Source organism: Faecalibacterium sp. BIOML-A4, from assembly GCF_009679665.1.
In the GTDB taxonomy this organism is placed as follows: Bacteria; Bacillota; Clostridia; order Oscillospirales; family Ruminococcaceae; genus Faecalibacterium; species Faecalibacterium taiwanense.
Map to the genome: position 1 here is coordinate 39,707 of NZ_WKZG01000007.1, position 17,895 is coordinate 57,601.

22 protein-coding genes are annotated in these 17,895 nt (G+C 53.6%); 16 read left to right on the top strand and 6 right to left on the bottom strand.

What is annotated here, in order from left to right:
* Positions 1-15: 15 nt before the first annotated feature.
* The 3 genes from GKG34_RS06190 (at position 16) to GKG34_RS06205 (ending at position 2,483) form a co-directional block, all read left to right on the top strand.
* Positions 16-471, top strand: coding sequence for a (deoxy)nucleoside triphosphate pyrophosphohydrolase (locus GKG34_RS06190; protein ID WP_154255805.1), 456 nt, complete (start codon positions 16-18; stop codon positions 469-471).
* 370 nt (positions 472-841) lie between these two features.
* The gene (locus tag GKG34_RS06200; protein ID WP_005922522.1) at positions 842-1,078 is read left to right on the top strand and encodes a hypothetical protein; all 237 of its coding nucleotides are present in this window, start codon (positions 842-844) and stop codon (positions 1,076-1,078) included.
* A 328-nt stretch (positions 1,079-1,406) separates the two neighbouring features.
* Entirely contained in the window at positions 1,407-2,483 is a 1,077-nt protein-coding gene (locus GKG34_RS06205; RefSeq protein ID WP_347563431.1) for a hypothetical protein, read from the top strand.
* Between the two features lie 122 nt (positions 2,484-2,605).
* Here GKG34_RS06205 and GKG34_RS06210 read toward each other — a convergent pair whose 3' ends face one another.
* The 3 genes from GKG34_RS06210 to GKG34_RS06220 all read right to left on the bottom strand — a co-directional run bounded on the left by GKG34_RS06210 (position 2,606) and on the right by GKG34_RS06220 (position 4,534).
* On the bottom strand, positions 2,606-3,085 hold the full coding sequence (locus GKG34_RS06210; protein WP_242821924.1) for a helix-turn-helix transcriptional regulator: 480 nt from the start codon (positions 3,083-3,085) through the stop codon (positions 2,606-2,608).
* Positions 3,086-3,111: 26 nt separating this feature from the next.
* Positions 3,112-3,591 (bottom strand): sigma-70 family RNA polymerase sigma factor, encoded by a 480-nt coding sequence (locus tag GKG34_RS06215; RefSeq protein WP_154255807.1) that lies wholly within the window; start codon positions 3,589-3,591, stop codon positions 3,112-3,114.
* Positions 3,592-3,733: 142 nt separating this feature from the next.
* Complete coding sequence (locus GKG34_RS06220; protein ID WP_005939638.1) at positions 3,734-4,534, bottom strand: SDR family oxidoreductase; 801 nt, start codon at positions 4,532-4,534, stop codon at positions 3,734-3,736.
* A gap of 297 nt (positions 4,535-4,831) precedes the next feature.
* Here GKG34_RS06220 and GKG34_RS06225 point away from each other — a divergent pair, with 297 nt between their 5' ends.
* The 13 genes from GKG34_RS06225 (at position 4,832) to GKG34_RS06290 (ending at position 15,268) form a co-directional block, all read left to right on the top strand.
* Entirely contained in the window at positions 4,832-5,089 is a 258-nt protein-coding gene (locus GKG34_RS06225; protein ID WP_082210835.1) for a hypothetical protein, read from the top strand.
* The gene (locus GKG34_RS06230) at positions 5,055-7,109 is read left to right on the top strand and encodes a TIM-barrel domain-containing protein (RefSeq protein WP_154255808.1); all 2,055 of its coding nucleotides are present in this window, start codon (positions 5,055-5,057) and stop codon (positions 7,107-7,109) included. Before GKG34_RS06225 ends, GKG34_RS06230 begins: the two co-directional genes overlap by 35 nt.
* Before the next feature lie 171 nt (positions 7,110-7,280).
* On the top strand, positions 7,281-8,798 hold the full coding sequence (locus tag GKG34_RS06235) for a DNA methylase (protein WP_154255809.1): 1,518 nt from the start codon (positions 7,281-7,283) through the stop codon (positions 8,796-8,798).
* Positions 8,779-9,276 carry a hypothetical protein gene (locus GKG34_RS06240; RefSeq protein ID WP_154255810.1) on the top strand — a complete coding sequence of 166 codons (498 nt, stop codon included), beginning with the start codon at positions 8,779-8,781 and terminating at the stop codon, positions 9,274-9,276. Before GKG34_RS06235 ends, GKG34_RS06240 begins: the two co-directional genes overlap by 20 nt.
* Before the next feature lie 97 nt (positions 9,277-9,373).
* Positions 9,374-9,586: an HFLK protein gene (locus GKG34_RS06245; protein ID WP_097774730.1), complete on the top strand. Its 213-nt coding sequence runs from the start codon at positions 9,374-9,376 to the stop codon at positions 9,584-9,586.
* 116 nt (positions 9,587-9,702) lie between these two features.
* Positions 9,703-10,080 carry a desulfoferrodoxin family protein gene (locus tag GKG34_RS06250; RefSeq protein WP_154255811.1) on the top strand — a complete coding sequence of 126 codons (378 nt, stop codon included), beginning with the start codon at positions 9,703-9,705 and terminating at the stop codon, positions 10,078-10,080.
* A 212-nt stretch (positions 10,081-10,292) separates the two neighbouring features.
* Positions 10,293-11,276: a Gfo/Idh/MocA family oxidoreductase gene (locus tag GKG34_RS06255; RefSeq protein ID WP_154255812.1), complete on the top strand. Its 984-nt coding sequence runs from the start codon at positions 10,293-10,295 to the stop codon at positions 11,274-11,276.
* Between the two features lie 95 nt (positions 11,277-11,371).
* Positions 11,372-11,581, top strand: a complete 210-nt coding sequence (locus GKG34_RS06260; RefSeq protein ID WP_097772305.1) for a hypothetical protein — start codon at positions 11,372-11,374, stop codon at positions 11,579-11,581.
* Positions 11,582-11,962: 381 nt separating this feature from the next.
* Entirely contained in the window at positions 11,963-12,730 is a 768-nt protein-coding gene (locus GKG34_RS06270; protein WP_154255813.1) for an EFR1 family ferrodoxin, read from the top strand.
* Between the two features lie 17 nt (positions 12,731-12,747).
* Positions 12,748-13,374, top strand: coding sequence for an alpha/beta hydrolase (locus GKG34_RS06275; protein WP_154255814.1), 627 nt, complete (start codon positions 12,748-12,750; stop codon positions 13,372-13,374).
* 32 nt (positions 13,375-13,406) lie between these two features.
* The gene (locus GKG34_RS06280; protein WP_154255815.1) at positions 13,407-13,796 is read left to right on the top strand and encodes a C-GCAxxG-C-C family protein; all 390 of its coding nucleotides are present in this window, start codon (positions 13,407-13,409) and stop codon (positions 13,794-13,796) included.
* A gap of 383 nt (positions 13,797-14,179) precedes the next feature.
* Positions 14,180-14,938, top strand: coding sequence for a cyclase family protein (locus tag GKG34_RS06285; protein WP_154255816.1), 759 nt, complete (start codon positions 14,180-14,182; stop codon positions 14,936-14,938).
* Positions 14,939-14,956: 18 nt separating this feature from the next.
* A complete protein-coding gene (locus tag GKG34_RS06290; RefSeq protein ID WP_154255817.1) occupies positions 14,957-15,268 on the top strand; it encodes a hypothetical protein in 312 nt (103 codons plus the stop codon).
* A 109-nt stretch (positions 15,269-15,377) separates the two neighbouring features.
* Here the strand turns inward: GKG34_RS06290 and GKG34_RS06295 are convergent, their stop codons facing one another.
* From GKG34_RS06295 to GKG34_RS06305, 3 genes are read right to left on the bottom strand one after another with little or no spacing between them, the layout of a single operon-like run.
* On the bottom strand, positions 15,378-16,277 hold the full coding sequence (locus GKG34_RS06295) for a 4Fe-4S binding protein (RefSeq protein ID WP_154255818.1): 900 nt from the start codon (positions 16,275-16,277) through the stop codon (positions 15,378-15,380).
* Positions 16,274-16,732 carry an FMN-binding protein gene (locus tag GKG34_RS06300; RefSeq protein ID WP_154255819.1) on the bottom strand — a complete coding sequence of 153 codons (459 nt, stop codon included), beginning with the start codon at positions 16,730-16,732 and terminating at the stop codon, positions 16,274-16,276. The genes GKG34_RS06295 and GKG34_RS06300 overlap by 4 nt, the downstream gene beginning before the upstream one ends.
* Positions 16,729-17,838 (bottom strand): FMN-binding protein, encoded by a 1,110-nt coding sequence (locus GKG34_RS06305; RefSeq protein WP_154255820.1) that lies wholly within the window; start codon positions 17,836-17,838, stop codon positions 16,729-16,731. Before GKG34_RS06305 ends, GKG34_RS06300 begins: the two co-directional genes overlap by 4 nt.
* Positions 17,839-17,895 lie beyond the last annotated feature (57 nt).

Genomic DNA, 17,895 nt, shown 5'->3' on the forward strand with positions numbered 1-17,895 from the left:
CAAAAGGGGAACGTTATGAAAACGATTCGTGTTGTGGCCGCTGTGATCTGCGACTCCATGCAGGCAAAACGCAAAATCTACGCCACTGCCCGCGGTTATGGCGACTATAAAGGCCAGTGGGAGTTTCCGGGCGGCAAAATCGAGCCGGGCGAAACCCCGCAGAAGGCTCTGAAGCGGGAAATCGAAGAAGAACTGGACACGGAAATCGCCGTGGAGGATTTAATTGGTACAATCGAGTACGATTATCCGGCGTTTCATCTTTCCATGGACTGCTTCTGGTGTAAAGTGGTTTCCGGCGATCTTGTTCTGAAAGAAGCGGAAGCTGCGCGGTGGCTGACGAAGGAGGAGTTTGATTCCGTTCCGTGGCTCCCGGCGGATCAGACCATTTTGGATGTTATCAGAAGCTCAATGCAGCCAGTGAAACCACTCCATACCAGCGAATATGACAAAGAACCTCTGCAGAGATGCTGAGTGTTTACGGCATGAAGGATGAACTGCGCCGTCCCATGACGCTGCTGGTGAAAGCCGCTATTCCGAAAAAATTGTAAAACAGAGGCCTCTGAATCTTTTCCTAATAAGAAAGAGATTCGGAGGCCTTTATTGGTTGATCGATGTGATCAAAATGATCACATCGATTCAGAAAAACGCACTTGCGAACGAATCGCCGTAGAACATCGAACGCTTTATGGGCTATGCCAGCAAGGCTGAAATGCTCCGCATTGATATGGCTTTGCTGGTCAGTCTGGCTCTGAACGTTCTGAGCGGAAACCGCAGCGAATAGCGGACAACCAGTAACCCGTAAAAATGAGGTGATAGTGATGTAATCGGAGGTGAGTGAGCCATGCGAAAGAGTGCCCCCATTGAAGTGGTGGTACATTACCCCAAAACGAAAGAGGGATGGGACGAACTCGGAAAACGGGTCGCAACCGCCCACGCCAACTATGTGATCGAAAAAATCGACCGTCTGAACTGCCCCACATGGCAGAAGCTCGAATTGCTGCAGGCGGTGATCGATACTACCAAAGGAACCTACAAACCCAAAGAACACCAAAAGCCCGGCTGGCAGCCGAGCCGATAAACAAAGCCCCACGCTCAACATATGCTTTTCTGCTCTGACCAGAGACGGTCAGATTCAGAGGCAGTGTTGAGCGTGGGGCTTTTTGTGTTACATAAGTTTTTGGAATTTTGCTGACAAAAAATCATTGATTGTTGGCGGCCAATATGGTATCCTATGACACTGCATAACACGCAAAACAGTTCCACTTTTTTCTGAAAGAGCGTATCGAAACCGTCCTGATGGAGCAGCAGAAAAAGCTTTTTGAAAAGTAAAAGCTCTTGTGTTCCGTGAAAAAAGAAGGTAATATAAATACAGAGCAAGACACAGAACGCAGGGAGGGATGAAAATCATGTTTTACGAGATCATGCACCGGGAAAGCTGTGTGGCACAACTCAGCACGACAGGGGAATGCAGGGTCTGCCTCGAGGATTTCATGCCCTATGATCTGGTTCTGGTGGAATCGGATGATTTTGACGAGCGCATCAATAATGTAACGAACTTTTACTATTGGTGCGCCTCCCGGATGTTGACGTTGGATCGCACCTACGCCAAGGAAATCCTGAACAGTATCGGTGCATCTCAGAGCGTTACGGACAGGGAACGAGCACAGATTGCGTTATCCTACCATTGTCTGTCTTTGCTGGATGTGTTCTGGGTGAAAGAAGAAAACGAGAAGGTTCGATTCGAGGATATCAACCTTTTCGCACACTCCTTAAGCAATGCGCTTGTGGATATTGCGCTGCGGGGGCACCAAATGACGGTGACAAACGCCCATCTTCTGGCAAATGACCTGTCTACGGGCGGCTTGTACCCCAAGGCGTGGGTGCGAAAAGAGGATGGCTTCTATCTTTACAAGGATGGTGGCAGGGATGCGGTGGAACGTGAAGTGCTGGCAAGCAAAATCTGCCGGTGCTTTGACTGCCATCAGGTACTGTATGAGCAGGGGATGTTTGAAAATGAGCCGGTTTCTACCAGCAAAATCATGACATCTCAGCGATACAGTCTTGTGACCTATGCAGCCTATGACGTCTACTGCACGAACCGTGATTGGAATACGCTGGATAAGATCTTAGAGCTGGATGCTCCCGGCTACTATATGATGAACATTCTGGATTATCTGGTGGGCAATACCGACCGTCATTGGGAAAATTGGGGTCTGCTGGTAGACAACGAAACCAATCAGCCCATCCGTCTGCATGACCTGATGGACTTCAACCGGGCGTTTCAGCAGTACGACACGCCAGAAGGCGCAAACTGTCTGACCGTGGGAAAACGCCATCTGAGCCAAAAAGATGCTGCAGTGGAAGCGGTGCGGAACATCGGACTGAACCAAGTCCGTCAGGTGGAGCACACCATATTCTCCGAGCATCCGGCATGGAAAGCAACGTTTGAAGAACGACTGCGTGTTTTACGGAACGCCATGTAAGTCAGAGCGAATATCAGAATGATTGAAACAGAATGATTCCATAACGAAAGCCCGTCTGCGCTGCCACATATCGTGGCTTGCAGACGAGCTTTTTCGTTTGACCGGAGAAAAATTACCATACCTCACATGCGAAGCATAGATGGAAAATTGGAACCAAGGTTTTCCACCAGATGGCAAAAGCACTTCTGACTGATGGTCTTTTGTCCGCTTTCCCAGCAGCGGATGCTTGTCCGGCTGACCTTTGCGTGGTCGGCAAGCTGCTGGCGATTCCAGCCTTTGACCTGGCGGTATTCCCGGAGAAAAACTCCGCCGCCCCGGTGGAAAAACAGGGTGTAGTCGTCCAGAATATCCTCCACCGGGATACCGTAAAGGGCGGCGAGCTTGTCCGCAAGTTCGGGCGTGAAGCTGCGGTGAAATGCGCCGCTTTCCAGATCCTGATAGAGCCATTCCTCCATGCCCACCATGGCAGCAACCTCTTTTTGCAGCAGGTCAAGACCATAGCGGCACCAACGCAGACGGTCCCATGGGTTCGGGATGTCGGCGTAAGAGTGGTACATACGGTAGAACGCCTGCGCCTCTACGGTGGTGCGGGGGCCTGCCAAAGTTACCTGTAAGATGTATAGAGGGGTTAGACCACAACCCTCACATGACACCCTCTGAAGCAGAAAAAAGGAGCCGCTCTCTCGGCTCCCAAAAATCCATTTTGACGTAGATGCGTCATTGCGTGAAAGAGGTGGATTCTCTTTTCCATCCCAAAGTGCGCTGGGGAGAGGATAGCATTTTCAATGCATCGGCTGGCGTAGGTGGAAAAGCGTGCCCGACGGTCAGAGTCGAAAGTATCCACTGCTTTCATCAGGCCGATGGTGCCGATGGAAATAAGGTCGTCCTGATCGCCGGGCAGGGCGTAGTATTTTTTTACGATGTGTGCCACCAGACGCAGATTGTGCCGGATCAGTTTTTCCCGTGCGGCAGGGTCACCGGCACGCAGTGCGGAAAAGGCTTCGGTTTCCTCCCGGGCAGAGAGGGGCCGCGGAAAGCTGCCGCTTTCCAGATGAAGCGCCAGAACCAGAAACTTTGTGGCAAAAAATTGCAGAAGAGATAAAAACATGCCGACCCCTCCCCATAGTATCATAAACGGTTACTGTAATTTATGAAGGAGGGCTTGCCTTTTTTCCGGACTCCGGGGAGAACAACTCTGCTTCGTTGTCCACAAAATACGGATATAGCAGCTTTGCGGAGCAATGCGCCTGTTACTCGTATATTTTCCCCACGATCTTTCCGCGTGCTGCGGCAGGCAGGAGCTTGCACAAAAGGCTCAGGAATTTATACTGTGCACCGGCAACATAAACGACTGCCGGGTTCTTTTTCTCCACAATACCGGCGATGTACCGTCCAATGCGTGCCGGGTCCATGCCGTTTTGCTCGTCTTGCTCCATCTGACTGACGCTCCGGGAGATACGTCCACCGTATTCATCATCGCCGAGAATGCTTTTCTGACGTGCTTTTGTAAATCCGGTGCAGATGTCACCCAATTCTACGACGGTAACATGGATGCCGTAGGGCTTGACTTCGTTTGCCAGAGCGTAAGAGTAAGAAGAAACGGCGGCTTTGCTTGCAGAGTAGAAGGTCTGGAACGGAATGTGCGCTACGGCAGCAACAGAGCTGATGTTCACAATATGCCCCTTCCCTTGATGGCGCATGAAGGGGAGAACTGCTTTATTTACAGTGACTGTCCCGAAAAAGTTCACATCAAACTGCGCTTTGGCTTGCTCCATGGACGTAAACTCCACCGCACCGGAAATGCCAAAGCCTGCACAGTTGATCACTGCATCGATTTTAGTTTCTTTTTGGATGACCTGCTGCACAGCGGCGTTGACCGCATCTTCATCGGTCACATCGACAGACAGATGGGTGACACCCTCCATAGGGATATTTCTGCGGCTGAACTCATAGACGATGCAGCCGTTCTCTTTCAGGGCGGATGCCGTGCACCGTCCGATGCCGGAGCTTCCGCCGGTAACAATAACGACCTTGTTGTTTTCTCCCGCCATGATTTTCCTCCTGAAAATGTTGATCTGGTTCGAGTATACCGCATCGCAAGATGACTGTCTATACGGATAGCCGGATTGTGAAAAAGCACAGGGATCAACTTGCGCAAATTTTTACGCAGATTGGCCTCTCTTTTTTACACAGCCAATGCCAATTAGCGCTTGAAATCGAAATGCTGCGCAAGTATACTATACTAGCTATGCTGTACAAGCTTGATCAAAAATCAGTATGCCAGTTGACCATAAAAGACATACCAGAATTGAAGTGCGCGGCAGAATCAAAACCCTACGAGGATGAAAATGAAATTCGATAGAAGGCTTACAGATGAAGTCTACACTTCCGATACGGTAAGGCTGGGAAAAAATGCATTTCAGGCCATGCGGGAGACGATCTATCATAATGGTGGTGTTTCGTTTCGCGGTGCATCGGGCGAGATGATTTTGCATCGTTTGGATTTAAAGAAAATTTTTATCTCGACAGGATCAGCATGCGATTCAAAAAACAGAGGAGAGATATTTTACTATGATTTACAAAAAGCGATACGGTCAACCGTTTGATACCGAAAGTGTAGTGGGTTCTTTTTTGCCCATGATGGAAACGATACCCTATCTGACCAAGGAGCCGGATGGCTTCTCCTATGCCATGGAACCGCAGGATATCCTGTATGGTCTTGGCGAAAACGTCCGTGGTATCAACAAGCGCGGGTGGGTGTACGAAAGCAAATGCTCCGATGACGGCAACCATACCGAGGGCAAATCCTCGCTGTACGGTGCTTATAATTTTATGATCGTGTCCGGCAAGGATACATTTGGCGTTTTTATCGACTACCCGGGCAAGGTCACCTTTGACTGCGGCTACACCGACCTGGATACCTTACGCATCACGGTGGCCGAGGAAAATTACGATCTCTACATCATTGAGGGCGAGAGCCTGACCGATATTGTGCACCAGTTCCGCCAGTTGGTGGGGCGCAGTTATATTCCGCCCAAATGGGCTTTTGGCAACGCCCAGAGCCGCTGGAGCTACATGAACGAGGACGAGGTCCGCGAGGTGGTGGCAAATTACCGTGCCAATCATATGCCGCTGGACGCTGTGGTTCTGGATATCGATTACATGGAGCATTACAAGGACTTTACGGTGGATGCGCAGCGCTTCCCGCGTTTTGCAGACTTTGCCGCCGAGATGAAAGCGCAGGGCATCCATCTTGTCCCCATCATCGATGCAGCAGTCAAGGTCGAAGATGGATATGATGTGTACGAGGAGGGCGTGAAAAACGGCTACTTCTGCACGAATCAGGATGGCACCCCCTTTGTAGCCGGTGTGTGGCCGGGACGGGTACACTTCCCCGATATGCTCAACCCGGAAGCCCGTGCTTGGTTTGGCAGTCAATATAAGGTTCTGCTGGATCAGGGGATCGAGGGCTTCTGGAATGATATGAACGAGCCTGCTATCTTCTACGCAGAAGAAAGACTGAAAAAGACCTTTGCTCAAATTGAGAAATACAGCAAGCAAAACCTGGATATTTCCAGCTTTGGTGCTTTTACCGGCATGGTGGCAGAGCTTTCCAACAACGAAAACGATTATAAGCTGTTCTACCACAACACCAAACAGGGGCGTATGCGGCACGACAAGGTACATAATCTTTTTGGTTATAACATGACCCGTGCGGCAGGTGAGGCTTTCGAGCGGCTGGAGCCGGACAAGCGCATTTTGATATACTCCCGTTCTGCCTGCATCGGGATGCACCGGTATGGCGGCATCTGGACCGGCGACAACCATTCTTGGTGGAGCCACATTCTGCTTGCGCTGCACATGATGCCCTCCCTGAATATGTGCGGCTTCCTGTACGAAGGCCCCGACATTGGCGGCTTTGGCAGCAATACCACGGAGGATCTGGTGCTGCGCTGGTACGGCATGGGCATCTTCTCTCCGCTGCTGCGGAACCACTCTGCCAACGGCACCCGCCGGCAGGAGCCCTACCGCTTTAAGAACAAGGCTGCCTTTGCCGGTATTTTACAGCTGCGCTACCTGCTGCTGCCCTACATTTACAGCGAGTACATGAAGGCTGCCCTGCACGACGGCATGTACTGTATGCCGTTGGCGTTCGCCTTCCCGGAGGACGACTTTGCCCGCCGGGTAGAGGATGAGGTGATGATCGGTGAAAGCCTGTTGATCGCCCCGGTATATGAGCAAAATGCCCGTGGTCGGTATGTTTATCTGCCGGAGGAGATGCTGCAGGTGCGGGTAAAGTGCAGCGAAAGCAACCGCATGGAAACCAGCGTGCTGCCGGCAGGCCATCATTACATTCCGGTGGAGCTGGATGAAGTGGTGTTCTTTATGCGCAAGGGACACCTTCTGCCCCTTGCCAAGGACGGCAAAAAGATCCAGAGCGTTGCCGATGTGGACTTTGCAGATCTGCGCCTGCTTGCCTATGCTCCCGATGGTGCATCCTATGAATACTATACCGATGACGGCGAGACAAAGGATTACGACAAACCGGAACATTTTGTGCATATCACGCTGGATGCGGATGGAAACGCAAAGAGCGATCGTGCTACGGTCAAAGTAGAAGGATAATCGTCAGTCATTACGCAGTTCCTACAGAGTGACAGCGTTTCAGCTTGAAATGCTGCCACTCTTTTTTGTTGTCTATATCACGGATAAAATGGCCATTCCATCTTGAAAACAGCGTAAAGATTTATTATAATAAGATAAATAGTTGTAGCTTTTGCAAAGGAGGGCTGAATCATGGCAGCGCAGCGCACCTATCTGGCAATCGACCTGAAAAGCTTCTATGCCTCGGTGGAGTGCGTAGACCGCCATCTGGACCCCCTGACCACCAATCTCGTGGTGGCAGATGCCTCCCGCACCGAAAAGACCATCTGCCTTGCGGTGTCGCCCTCCCTGAAGGCCTACAAGATACCCGGCAGAGCGCGGCTGTTTGAAGCTGTCCAGCGGGTGAAAGAGGTCAACGCTCAGCGGCTGCAAACTGCCATCCGGCAGAAAAAGGCGGTCCGGGGAGAGGATGGAAAATACCACTTTGCCAGAACCTCTTTCGATGCCAACGCGCTGAACGCAGACCCTGCACTGGGGTTGAGCTACATCGTTGCGCCGCCCCGGATGCAGCGGTATCTGGACGTTTCCACCCAAATCTACAAGACCTACCTCAAATATGTGTCCCCGGCGGATATCTACCCCTACTCCATTGACGAGGTTTTCATTGATGTGACGGGCTATCTGCCCTATTACCACATGAGCGCCCACGAGCTTGCCATGACCATGGTGCGGGAGGTGCTGTACAACACCGGCATCACGGCAACGGCAGGCATCGGCACCAACCTCTACCTTGCAAAGCTGGCCATGGACATTGTGGCAAAACACATCCCGGCGGACAAGGATGGTGTCCGCATTGCAGAGCTGGACGAGCAGTCTTACCGGTATCTGCTGTGGAACCACCGCCCGCTGACGGATTTCTGGATGACCGGTCCCGGCACCGTCAAGCGACTGGAAGCCCACGGCATTTATACGATGGGGGACTTGGCACGGTTTTCCATCCACGGAGAAGATCGACTGTATGAGATTTTCGGCGTGGATGCGGAAATTCTCATTGACCACGCATGGGGCTATGAGCCCTGCGGCATAGAGCAAATCAAAAGCTACAAGCCCAGCACCAACAGCATCAGCGAGGGACAGGTGCTTTCCACTCCTTATCCGTATGATAAAGCAAAACTCATTGTCCGGGAAATGGCAGAAATCTTGATGTTCCGGCTCACCGAAAAGAAGCTGGTGACGGAATCCATCACCTTGGAGATAGGCTACGACCGGGAGAACGTGGACAAGGGCGGTTATCGTGGTCTGACCCAGACCGACCGCTACGGCAGAACCATCCCCAAGGCAGCCCACGGCACCGTTCGATTTGATGCCCCTACCAATCTGGGCAGCACCCTCATCAGCGAAAGCGCAAAGCTGTTTGAGCGCATCACCGACCCGGCGCTGACGGTGCGGCGCATCACCATCAACGCCAACAAGGTCACGCCGGACGAGGGCTTCTATCAGGTGGACTTTTTCACCGACACCAAGAAGCTGGAAAAGGAGAAAAAACTCCAGCAAGCCATGCTGGGCATCAAGAACAAGTACGGCAAAAACGCCGTGCTGAAAGCCAGCAGCTATGAGGAAGGTGCCACCATGCGCCAGCGCAACGCACAAATCGGTGGGCACAGTGCAGGAGGTTCGGCGGGAGGTTCAGATGGAAAACTACAAAAATAGCAAGATCGGGCGGGAGACCGCCCAAAAGTACGGGGACATCCTAGAGATGGAACGCCCCCAGACCGAAGAATCCCTCCGCAAGCACCCCCGCATGACCCTTCAGAACCGTGCCAAGATCTTCTCACCCTTCTCTCCGCTGCGGGGCTATGACGAGCAGCTTGCCGCAGAAAAGCAGCGCACCGAGCGGGTGACCAAGCGCATTTTGACCGAGGAAGAAATGTCGGCTCTGTCCGATCGGCTGATGCAGGTCACCAAGGGCATGACCATCACGGCGCGGTATTTCAAAGAGGATACTGCCCACCCGGAGGTTCCCGCAGTGGGCAACTACCTCACCCTGACCGGAAAAGCAGACCGCATCGACCCGGTGTTCCGCACCTTGCAGGTGGGAGACACCGTGGTGCCCTTTGAGGATTTGGTGGAGGTCAGCGGGGAGGGTATCATGGACATTGATGTGTATCTGGGCATCGGGGAAGAATGAGATGACAAAAAATGCAGAAAGAGATGTTTATAGGACAGCTCTTTCAGTAAAATGACCTCAGAAGAAGCAAAACACACTTCAGACGGAGGAAAATACAATGGCAAACGGTGATTACGGCTATTTCGGCAAAGGCGACACGGGCTATGCCCAGTACATGACGGCCTTCAACCGCAACTTCGGCGGCTCGTCCGGCGGCGGTGGCGGCGGCCACAACAATGGTGGCGGCAGTGGTGGAGACGGAAGCGGCTGCGGCTGCCTCATCGCCATTGCGGTGGTGGTCGTGCTGGTGCTTATTGCCATGGGAAGCTGAGGGGCATTTCCACAGCACTGGACTGCTTGCGTGACCCGGTCACAGAAAATTTAACTAGGAAATGTTATCATATAGTCACAGGAAACACCAACAACATTCCGATGGAGGATTTTAATATGAAGGCAAAGTTTTATATCTGTGAGCACTGTGGCAACCTGGTCACCACCATCCACAACGCAGGCGTTCCGCTGGTCTGCTGCGGCGAAAAGATGAAGGAGCTGCTCCCCAACACGGTGGAAGCCAGCGGTGAAAAGCATCTGCCGGTGGCAGAGCTTTCCGGCAGCACCCTCACGGTTACGGTGGGTGCGGTGGAGCACCCCATGGTGGATGTGCACCACATCCAGTGGCTCTTTGTGGAGACCGAAAACGGCGGACAGCTCCGCTATCTTACCCCCGGGCAGTCACCCAAGGCGGTGTTTGAGCTGGGCGGCGAAAAGCCCGTGGCGGTCTACGCCTACTGCAACCTGCATGGTCTGTGGATGACGAAACTTTAAGAAATAAACAGGCTCCTGCCAGTGGTTAAACGCTTGCAGGGGCCTGTTTTGGCGTGCAGTCAGAGGGATGATACCGGTGCATAGAATCTGTCCCCAGAGAGTGGCAATAAGCCCTCCGGGGGCATTTTTGTTTTTCACTATCTTTTCCGCAGGGGAAAACCATGGTATACTGAACGCAACGAATCCAAAGTAATAAACCGGGAGGTACCGTTATGAAGTGGGGAATTTTAGCGACCGGCACCATTGCCAAAAAGTTTGCGTCTACGGTGGAACAGATGGGCGCAGAGGGGGAGCAGATTGTTGCCGTGGGGTCACGGCATCTGGAAAGCGCACAGGCGTTTGCGCAGCAGTACGGCATCCCCCGCTGCTATGACTCCTACGAAGCCCTTGCCGCCGACCCGGAGGTGGAGGCCATCTATATCGCCACCCCCAACACCCTGCATTACGAAAACTGTAAACTCTGCTTGGAGCAGGGCAAGCACGTTTTGTGCGAAAAGCCCTTTACCATCAGCCCGGAGCAGGCACGGGAGCTGTACCGTCTGGCAGAGGAAAAGCACCTCTTTCTCATGGAGGCATTCTGGATCTGGCTGCTGCCGCTGTACGACCGCCTGCGCGAGATCCTTGCGGCGGGCACCATCGGGGAGCTGAAGCAGATCACCTGCCAGTACGGCTTTGTGGCCTCCGGTGCCCGGAAGGACCGCAAGTTTGATTCCGGTCTGGGCGGCGGTGCGCTGCTGGATATCGGCATCTACAATCTGGGCTTTCTGCGCATCCTCACCGGACAGGACCCGGAGAAGGTGGAGACCAAAGAGGTGCACATCAACGAGTACGGCACCGACGATTACAGCCGCCTTGCGCTGACCTACCCCGGCGGCTGCAAGGCGGAGTCTGTCCAGACCATCGGGCAGGAGCTGGAGCGCAACGCCCGCATCGTTGGCACCAAGGGCAGTATTTTCCTGCCGGATTTCCAGCACGCCGAGACCATGACGCTGGAAGTGGAGGGCAAAGAGCCGGAGGTCATCCGCTGCCCGGTGGACATCAACGGCTTTGAGTATGAGATCCGGGAAGCAAGCCGCTGCGTCAAGCTGGGACGTACCGGCAGCGACCGCTACACCCCGCAGGACAGCCTTGCCTTGACCCGCCTGATGTACGACACCCGCATGAGCTGGGGCATGAAGTTTGCGGGTGAGGTGTAAGCACACACCTTGCCGCAAAGGGCTTTTTGCGTGCGGAGACTATGGCATACGGAGAGCGGCAACTCGGAATTGATATAAAAAAGAAGGACACATAGATGAAAACAGTGGTTCTTTATAATATTATTTCTTTTATCATCCTCGTTGCTTTGATTTTTGTCTTAAGGATTGTTAGTAAGAGTAATTTAAGACAAAATCAACAACTTGTTATTAAAGTCATTGCAACTATTTTAATTGTTTGTGTGATAGCGTTCGTGCTTTTTATTGATGCAATAGCATTTGGCATTATAGGACCAGTTCAAGATTAACAATTCCAGTTTGACAAGGAAGTGCTTTGCATGAAAAAGCGTATATCAAGGATTCTCGGTTTAATAATGCTGATTATAGCTATTGCATTTATAGTGTTTGCATTGAACCATCCAGAAATGAGTTTTCCTTGGAACAATACCATTACTTGGTTACTGTATGGTTTATATATTCTTGTGACAGTCATGTTGCTTATTGCGCCTAAGACGAAGAAGTAAACAATTCGCGTTTGTGGAGCGAAGCGGAACAATGAAAGCCCCAGTGGGGCTTTCAAGCGACCGAACGGTCTTGCGGCAGCAAGATGGAGGGGCCTCGCCCCGACAAGTTCCAGTTTGCCGGGCGGACAGGCAACCGAAAACCACACAAAAAACGAGGGAGCAGCCATGGTACTTTATTTTACGGGAACCGGCAACAGCCGGTATCTGGCGCGGCGCATTGCCGAAGGGCTGGAGATGCCGCTTTACGACCTGAACGCCTGCATCAAGGCAGGGAATACCGCCCCGGTGCAGACCGGGCGTGACGTGGTGCTGGTAACGCCTACCTACGCATGGCGTATCCCCCGGGTGGTGTCGGAGTGGCTGGGCAAGACCGAGCTGACCGGGGCAGAGCGTATCTGGTTTGTGATGGATTGCGGCAGCGAAATTGGCAATGCGGCAGGCTATAACCGGCAGCTTGCAGCGCAAAAGCAGCTGCAGTATATGGGCACAGCCCAGATCATCATGCCGGAAAACTACATTGCCATGTTCAATGCACCCCGGAAGGAGCAGGCACGGAGCATCGTGGAGCAGGCAGAGCCTGCACTTCAGAAGGTGCTGGCGCAGCTCAAGGCCGGGCAGGAATTTCCTCCGTCGAGAGAGAACCTCTACGACCGCTTTATGAGCGGCCCGGTGAACCCGGTGTTCTATCGCTTTTTTGTAAAAGCGGATGCCTTCCGGGCAACGGACGCCTGCATCGGCTGCGGTAAGTGCGTGGAGTTGTGCCCCTTGAACAACATCCGTCTGGAAAACGGAAAGCCGGTCTGGGGAAAAAACTGCACCCACTGCATGGCGTGCATCTGCTATTGCCCTAAAGAAGCCATCGAGTACGGCAAAAAGAGCAAAGGCAAGCCCCGGTATCACTTTGAAGCGCTGGAAAAGAAGCAGGACGTGTGAAGGAGAGCGGAAATTAGATGAAGTTTTTGTACTTACATGGGTTGGGACAAAAACCAAACAGTTGGGACAGAGTAATAAAAGAAACGAAGGTCTCGGACAGCAGCGTCTGCTTGAGTTTGGTAGAGATGCTGGAGGACAAAGCGGCCACTTATGGGGAACTGTATGCTGCATTCTCAGGAGAGTGTGATAAGGAACATGATGAAATCGTCTTGTGCGGGCTTTCCTTGGGTGCTGTTCTGGCACTTAATTATGCGATAGACCATCCGAATAAAGTAAAGGCACTGGTGCTAATTGCAGCACAATATAAAATGCCTGAAAAGCTATTGAAGTTCCAGAATATGCTGTTTCGCTTTATGCCGAATACAATGTTCAAGCAATTTGGCTTCAAAAAAGCTGATGTGATCAGCTTGTGCGGTACGATGACGGAATTGGATTTCAGGGATTCATTATGTAAGGTGTCCTGTCCGGTATTGATCGTTTGTGGGGAAAAGGACAACGCAAACAAAAAAGCCTCAAAGGAACTTGCCAGTTATTTGAGTGATTCCCACTTCCATGAACTTTTGAAAGCGGGTCATGAAGCAAACATAGAATCTCCGGAGGAATTGGCAACAGTGTTACAGGAATTTTATGATAATGTCGAATAAACTACGATTCATCAAAGAAAGAGGACTTTAAAATGAACATCGAAGAACGGGCAGCACAGGCTGCCGCATGGAAAGCTACTGGACAGTGCAACTGTGCACAGGCGGTGCTGAAGGCATTTGAGGACAAACTGCCGGTGGATGCCGACACCTTGATGAAGCTGGGCGCAGGCTATGCCGCCGGCATGGGCTGCATGGAGAGCACCTGCGGCGCACTGATCGGCGCTGTGATGGTGGCGGGCATCGTCACCGACGGCAAGGGCACACCCCGCATTTCTAAGGAACTGCTGCAAAATTTTCAGGAAAAGTGCGGTGCTACCATCTGCAAGGATCTGAAGGGGATAGAGAACGGCGCACCGCTGTGCCCGTGCCCGGAGTGCGTCTGCAACGCTGTTCTGGCACTGGGCGAGGTGCTGGGAGAGTAAGATGAAGAAGATCTTGTCTGTTTGCCATGGCAGGATGTGCTGGAGGGGTGCACCGCCCTGCTGGAAGAGCTGCGATAAAAGGGAAAGGGGATGACGAAACGTTATTGCAAGGGCGAACGGTTTGCTGACCTGTCGTTTGCCCGGGAAGTCTTTGAAAGAATAAACCTATTGACATGGTGCGAAAATGGGTTTATACTATCCCCAACACAAGGAAGGGAGCGCAGACAGATGAAACATACAGCAGATGCCCGGCACAGACTACCCGGGCGAATGCGCTGCTCCCAGACAAATTCCAGGCAGACAGACTGAGAAAAAACAGGAAGATGCCGTTGTCTGGGAGAAGTGCCCGAACATACATCGTCACAATAAAAGGAGAACCGACAATGGCTGATTATAAACTGTGGAACGCACTGAAGGATGCTAAAAAATATCGCTGGGTGGAACTTTCTCACTCGCTGAACAACGAAAGCCCCTACTGGTCCGGCATCCCGGAAGGCTCTGTGGAGCTGGCAAAGACCGTGTGGGACTGGGGCAAGCCGGAACTGGAATGCCTGATCCAGACCTTCAAATTCCCCGGACAGTTCGGTACCCATATCGACTTCCCGGGTCACTTCATCAAGGGAAAGGCACTGTCCGAAAAGTTTGATGTGAATGACCTGATTTTCCCGCTGGTGGTCATTGATATTTCTGAGCAGGCCAAGAAAGACCCCCGCTACGCTGTGACAGTAGAGGACATCAAGGCCTATGAGGCAAAGTACGGTCCCATCCCGGATGGTGCGCTGGTGGCTCTGCGCAGCGACTGGTATAAGAAGTGGCCGGATATGGATGCGCTGTCCGGCATCGACGCAGAGGGCAAAGAAAATGCTCCCGGCTGGTCGCTGGAAGCATTGGAGTATATCTACAAGGTGCGCAATGCCGCCGCCAACGGCCACGAAACGCTGGATACCGATTCCTCTGCGGTGGCGGAGGAAAAGGGTGACCTTGCCTGCGAGCGCTATGTTCTGGACAACGACAAGCTGCAGGTGGAGGTGCTTGCAAATCTGGATAAAGTGCAGCCTGCCGGTGCGGTGGTCATCGTTTCTTATCCCCGCATTGAAGGTGCAACTGGTCTGCCTGCGCGGGTCTGGGCTGTTACCGAATAAGAGCGGAGAAGTGGGAAAATGTCCTTTGAAAAAGCAAAAGCAGACCTGGAAGAAAAAGGTCTGGGAGACCATGTCATTGTGCTGAACGAGTCCTCGGCAACCGTGGCAGAGGCAGCTCACGCACTGGGCGTGGAGCCTGCCAGCATCGCCAAAACGCTGTCGGTTCTGCAGGGCAAAAAGCCGGTGCTCAGCTTCAACTCGGCCCTCATCCTTCTGGGGGCTCTGGGCATCCTGTCCCCTGCCACCAGCGCGATGCTGCATAATCTTTCCACCCTCGGCATCAGCCTGCGCAGCATGACAGACCTGTTGGAGCAGAAGTCTTCCCTGTAAAAATGGTACGCCGGAGCGTCCGCAGATGCTCCGGCGTATCGAAATGATAGATCTCCCAGCCAAAAGGAGGCTGCTGCACAAATACTGCGCAGCAGCCTCCTTTTTTAGTTCAGATGAATCGGCAAAAGCCCAGCCAGCAGCCCAGCAGGAAGAAGAGCAACACTTTACCCAGCACCGGCAGCCATAGACGCTTGCACAAGGTGGTATCCCACCGGTGGATGTTCTGCTTGGGGCAGGTGCCAACGCAGGCTTCACAGGCGATGCATTCCCCGCTGCGCAGGCTGGTTTCCTCCAGCTTCAGGCACACCGGGCACTGCTGCTTGCAGGCATTGCAGCCCGGGATGCAGCCGTCGCTCTGCCGGTGCAGCCGCGCAAATGGCAGCACCGGCAGCAGGGCAAACACCGCTCCCATGGGGCAGAGGAACTGACAGAAGAACTGGGGCTGCACCGCCATACCCAGCAAAATGAGCACAAGCAGCCCGATGCCCACACCAAAGCCCTCCGGCGGCAGATGCAGGGCCGTCAGGCAGGAAAACACCTCCCACGGGCTTGCGCCGGTCAGCATCTTTTCCTGCCGGGTCACATACAGTGCTACCAGCCATGCCAGCAGCAGATATTTGACCTTCTGCCCCAAAAGCACCGCCCGCTCCGGCAGACGGAGCTGCTTTTTGCGGTGGAACAGCTTTTTTTGAATAAGCCCGGAAAGCGCCCAGACGGCATCGCCCAAGCTGCCGAAGGCGCAGGCGTACCCACAGAAAAAACGGTCGAAAAGCAGGGTGAAGCCGCACAGCCCCAGCAGGGAAAGTGTGAAGCTGTCCACAGAGAGCACCTCGCCTGCACCGATGTGCAGAAAGATCTGCTTTACCCCGGAAAACCCGGCCACGAATGCGCCCGGCATGGACACAAAGAAGAACAACTGCACCCCGGTGCGCAGCCATGTACGGCGCTTTTTGTCCCGCTGACGCTGCTGCGCCGCTGTTAAAGGCTTTGCCTGTGTTTTTTCCATCATCCTGCCGCCTTTCCCAGTGCGTTCTCTACCGCACCGATAAGTCCTTCTGCCGTGAGGGTAGCGCCGGAAACGGTATCCACCTCAGCAGACTGCACTGCCAGCATCTCGTCCAGCAAAGGCAGCGCCTGCTTATAGTAGGGCTTATCCTCGCCGGAAGCATCCAGCACCGCAATATCGGTCATTTTTCCGTTCTGGATAGTCACCGACACCTGAATGACATCGCCAAAACCATAGGCGCTGCCCTCATAGATGCCGTCCCGGTAGCCGCTCTGCTCTGCCTGTGCTGCGCTCTGCGCCTGCAAAACGGAAGCATTGTAGGCTTCAACTTCGGCAATTTCCTGCTTGCGCTGGCTTACCGCTGCCGCCCGGATCAGCGCCACCTGCTGGTATTGCCACAGTACCCCCAAAATTAGCAGCAGGTTCACCGCCCGGAGGAGAAAATTTTTGTATTTCATTCTGCTGCTCCTTCCGTTTCAGATTCAATCCCGGTCTCTTCCGGCGGCAGTGCCGGCTCGGATGTCGGCAGCACTTCCTCAGAAGATGCCGGTTCCGGTTCAGAGGATGCCGGTGCATCTGCCGGGAAAAGCTGCTGCCATACTTCCTTGAGCCACACGGGAACGGCGCTCTTTTCCTCCGGCTGCACCACCTCCACGGTGGGCGCGGTGACCGGCGTTTCCCCAGGCTCTGCTGCTTCAGACGGTGCGGTTTCCTCTGCCGTCTCTTCCGATGCAGTCTGCTCCGGAGCGGTTTTCTCTGCCGGGGCAACAGCGGCCTTTGCCAGTGCCAGCTTGACTGCGTTCAGAATTCCGGTAGAGGAGTAGGTGGCGCCGGAAACAGTATCCACGTTGGGGCTTTGTCCCTTCAGAATGGCGGGGATGACCTGTTTTGCCCGGGAGAGATATTCCTCCTCGTCCTCGGCGCTCAGGATCGTGATATCGGTAATTTTATCCTCTGCCACCGTGACCTGCACTGTGATCTGCCCCTCAAAGCCCATGGCTTCGGCAGTGTAGATGCCGTCCAAGTAGATGGAGGGAGCCGTAAATTCTTCCACCACAAGCGTTGCAGCGGGCTTTGGCTGGGGCGGCAGGGGATTGTTGACCACCTCGCCGGTCAGGGCGTTCTGCACTGCGCCCAGAATGCCCCGGCTGGTGTAGGTGGCCTCGGAAACGGCATCCACCTCCCAGCTCTGAGTCTCCACCACGGTGGTCAAAAGCCGCTTGGCACGCCGCAGAAACTGCTTGGTCTCGTGGGATGCGTCCAAGATCTCCACCTCCGTGATGCTGCCGTTTTCCATGGTGACCTGTACTCGGACGGCACCGCCGTAGCCCCGGGAAGAGCCGACGTAAACGCCGTCGGCATAGGGCAGCTTGGGCAGGGTTTCTTCCTCCGCTTCGGAGGAAGCGGCTTCCACAGGCTGCTCCACCACGGTTGTCAGCTTTTCCGGCACGGCGGCCAGCACCGGAACGGTGCGGGGCAGGGCAAAAAGTACAGCTGCCGCTACCGCCACCGTCGGGAGCAGCTGCACCAGCGGCAGCAGTGTATGGCATCGTTTTTTGTTCATTCCAACTCCTCCTGACACGGAAAAACAAGGCCGCCTGATGCCAAGCGACCTTGCCGT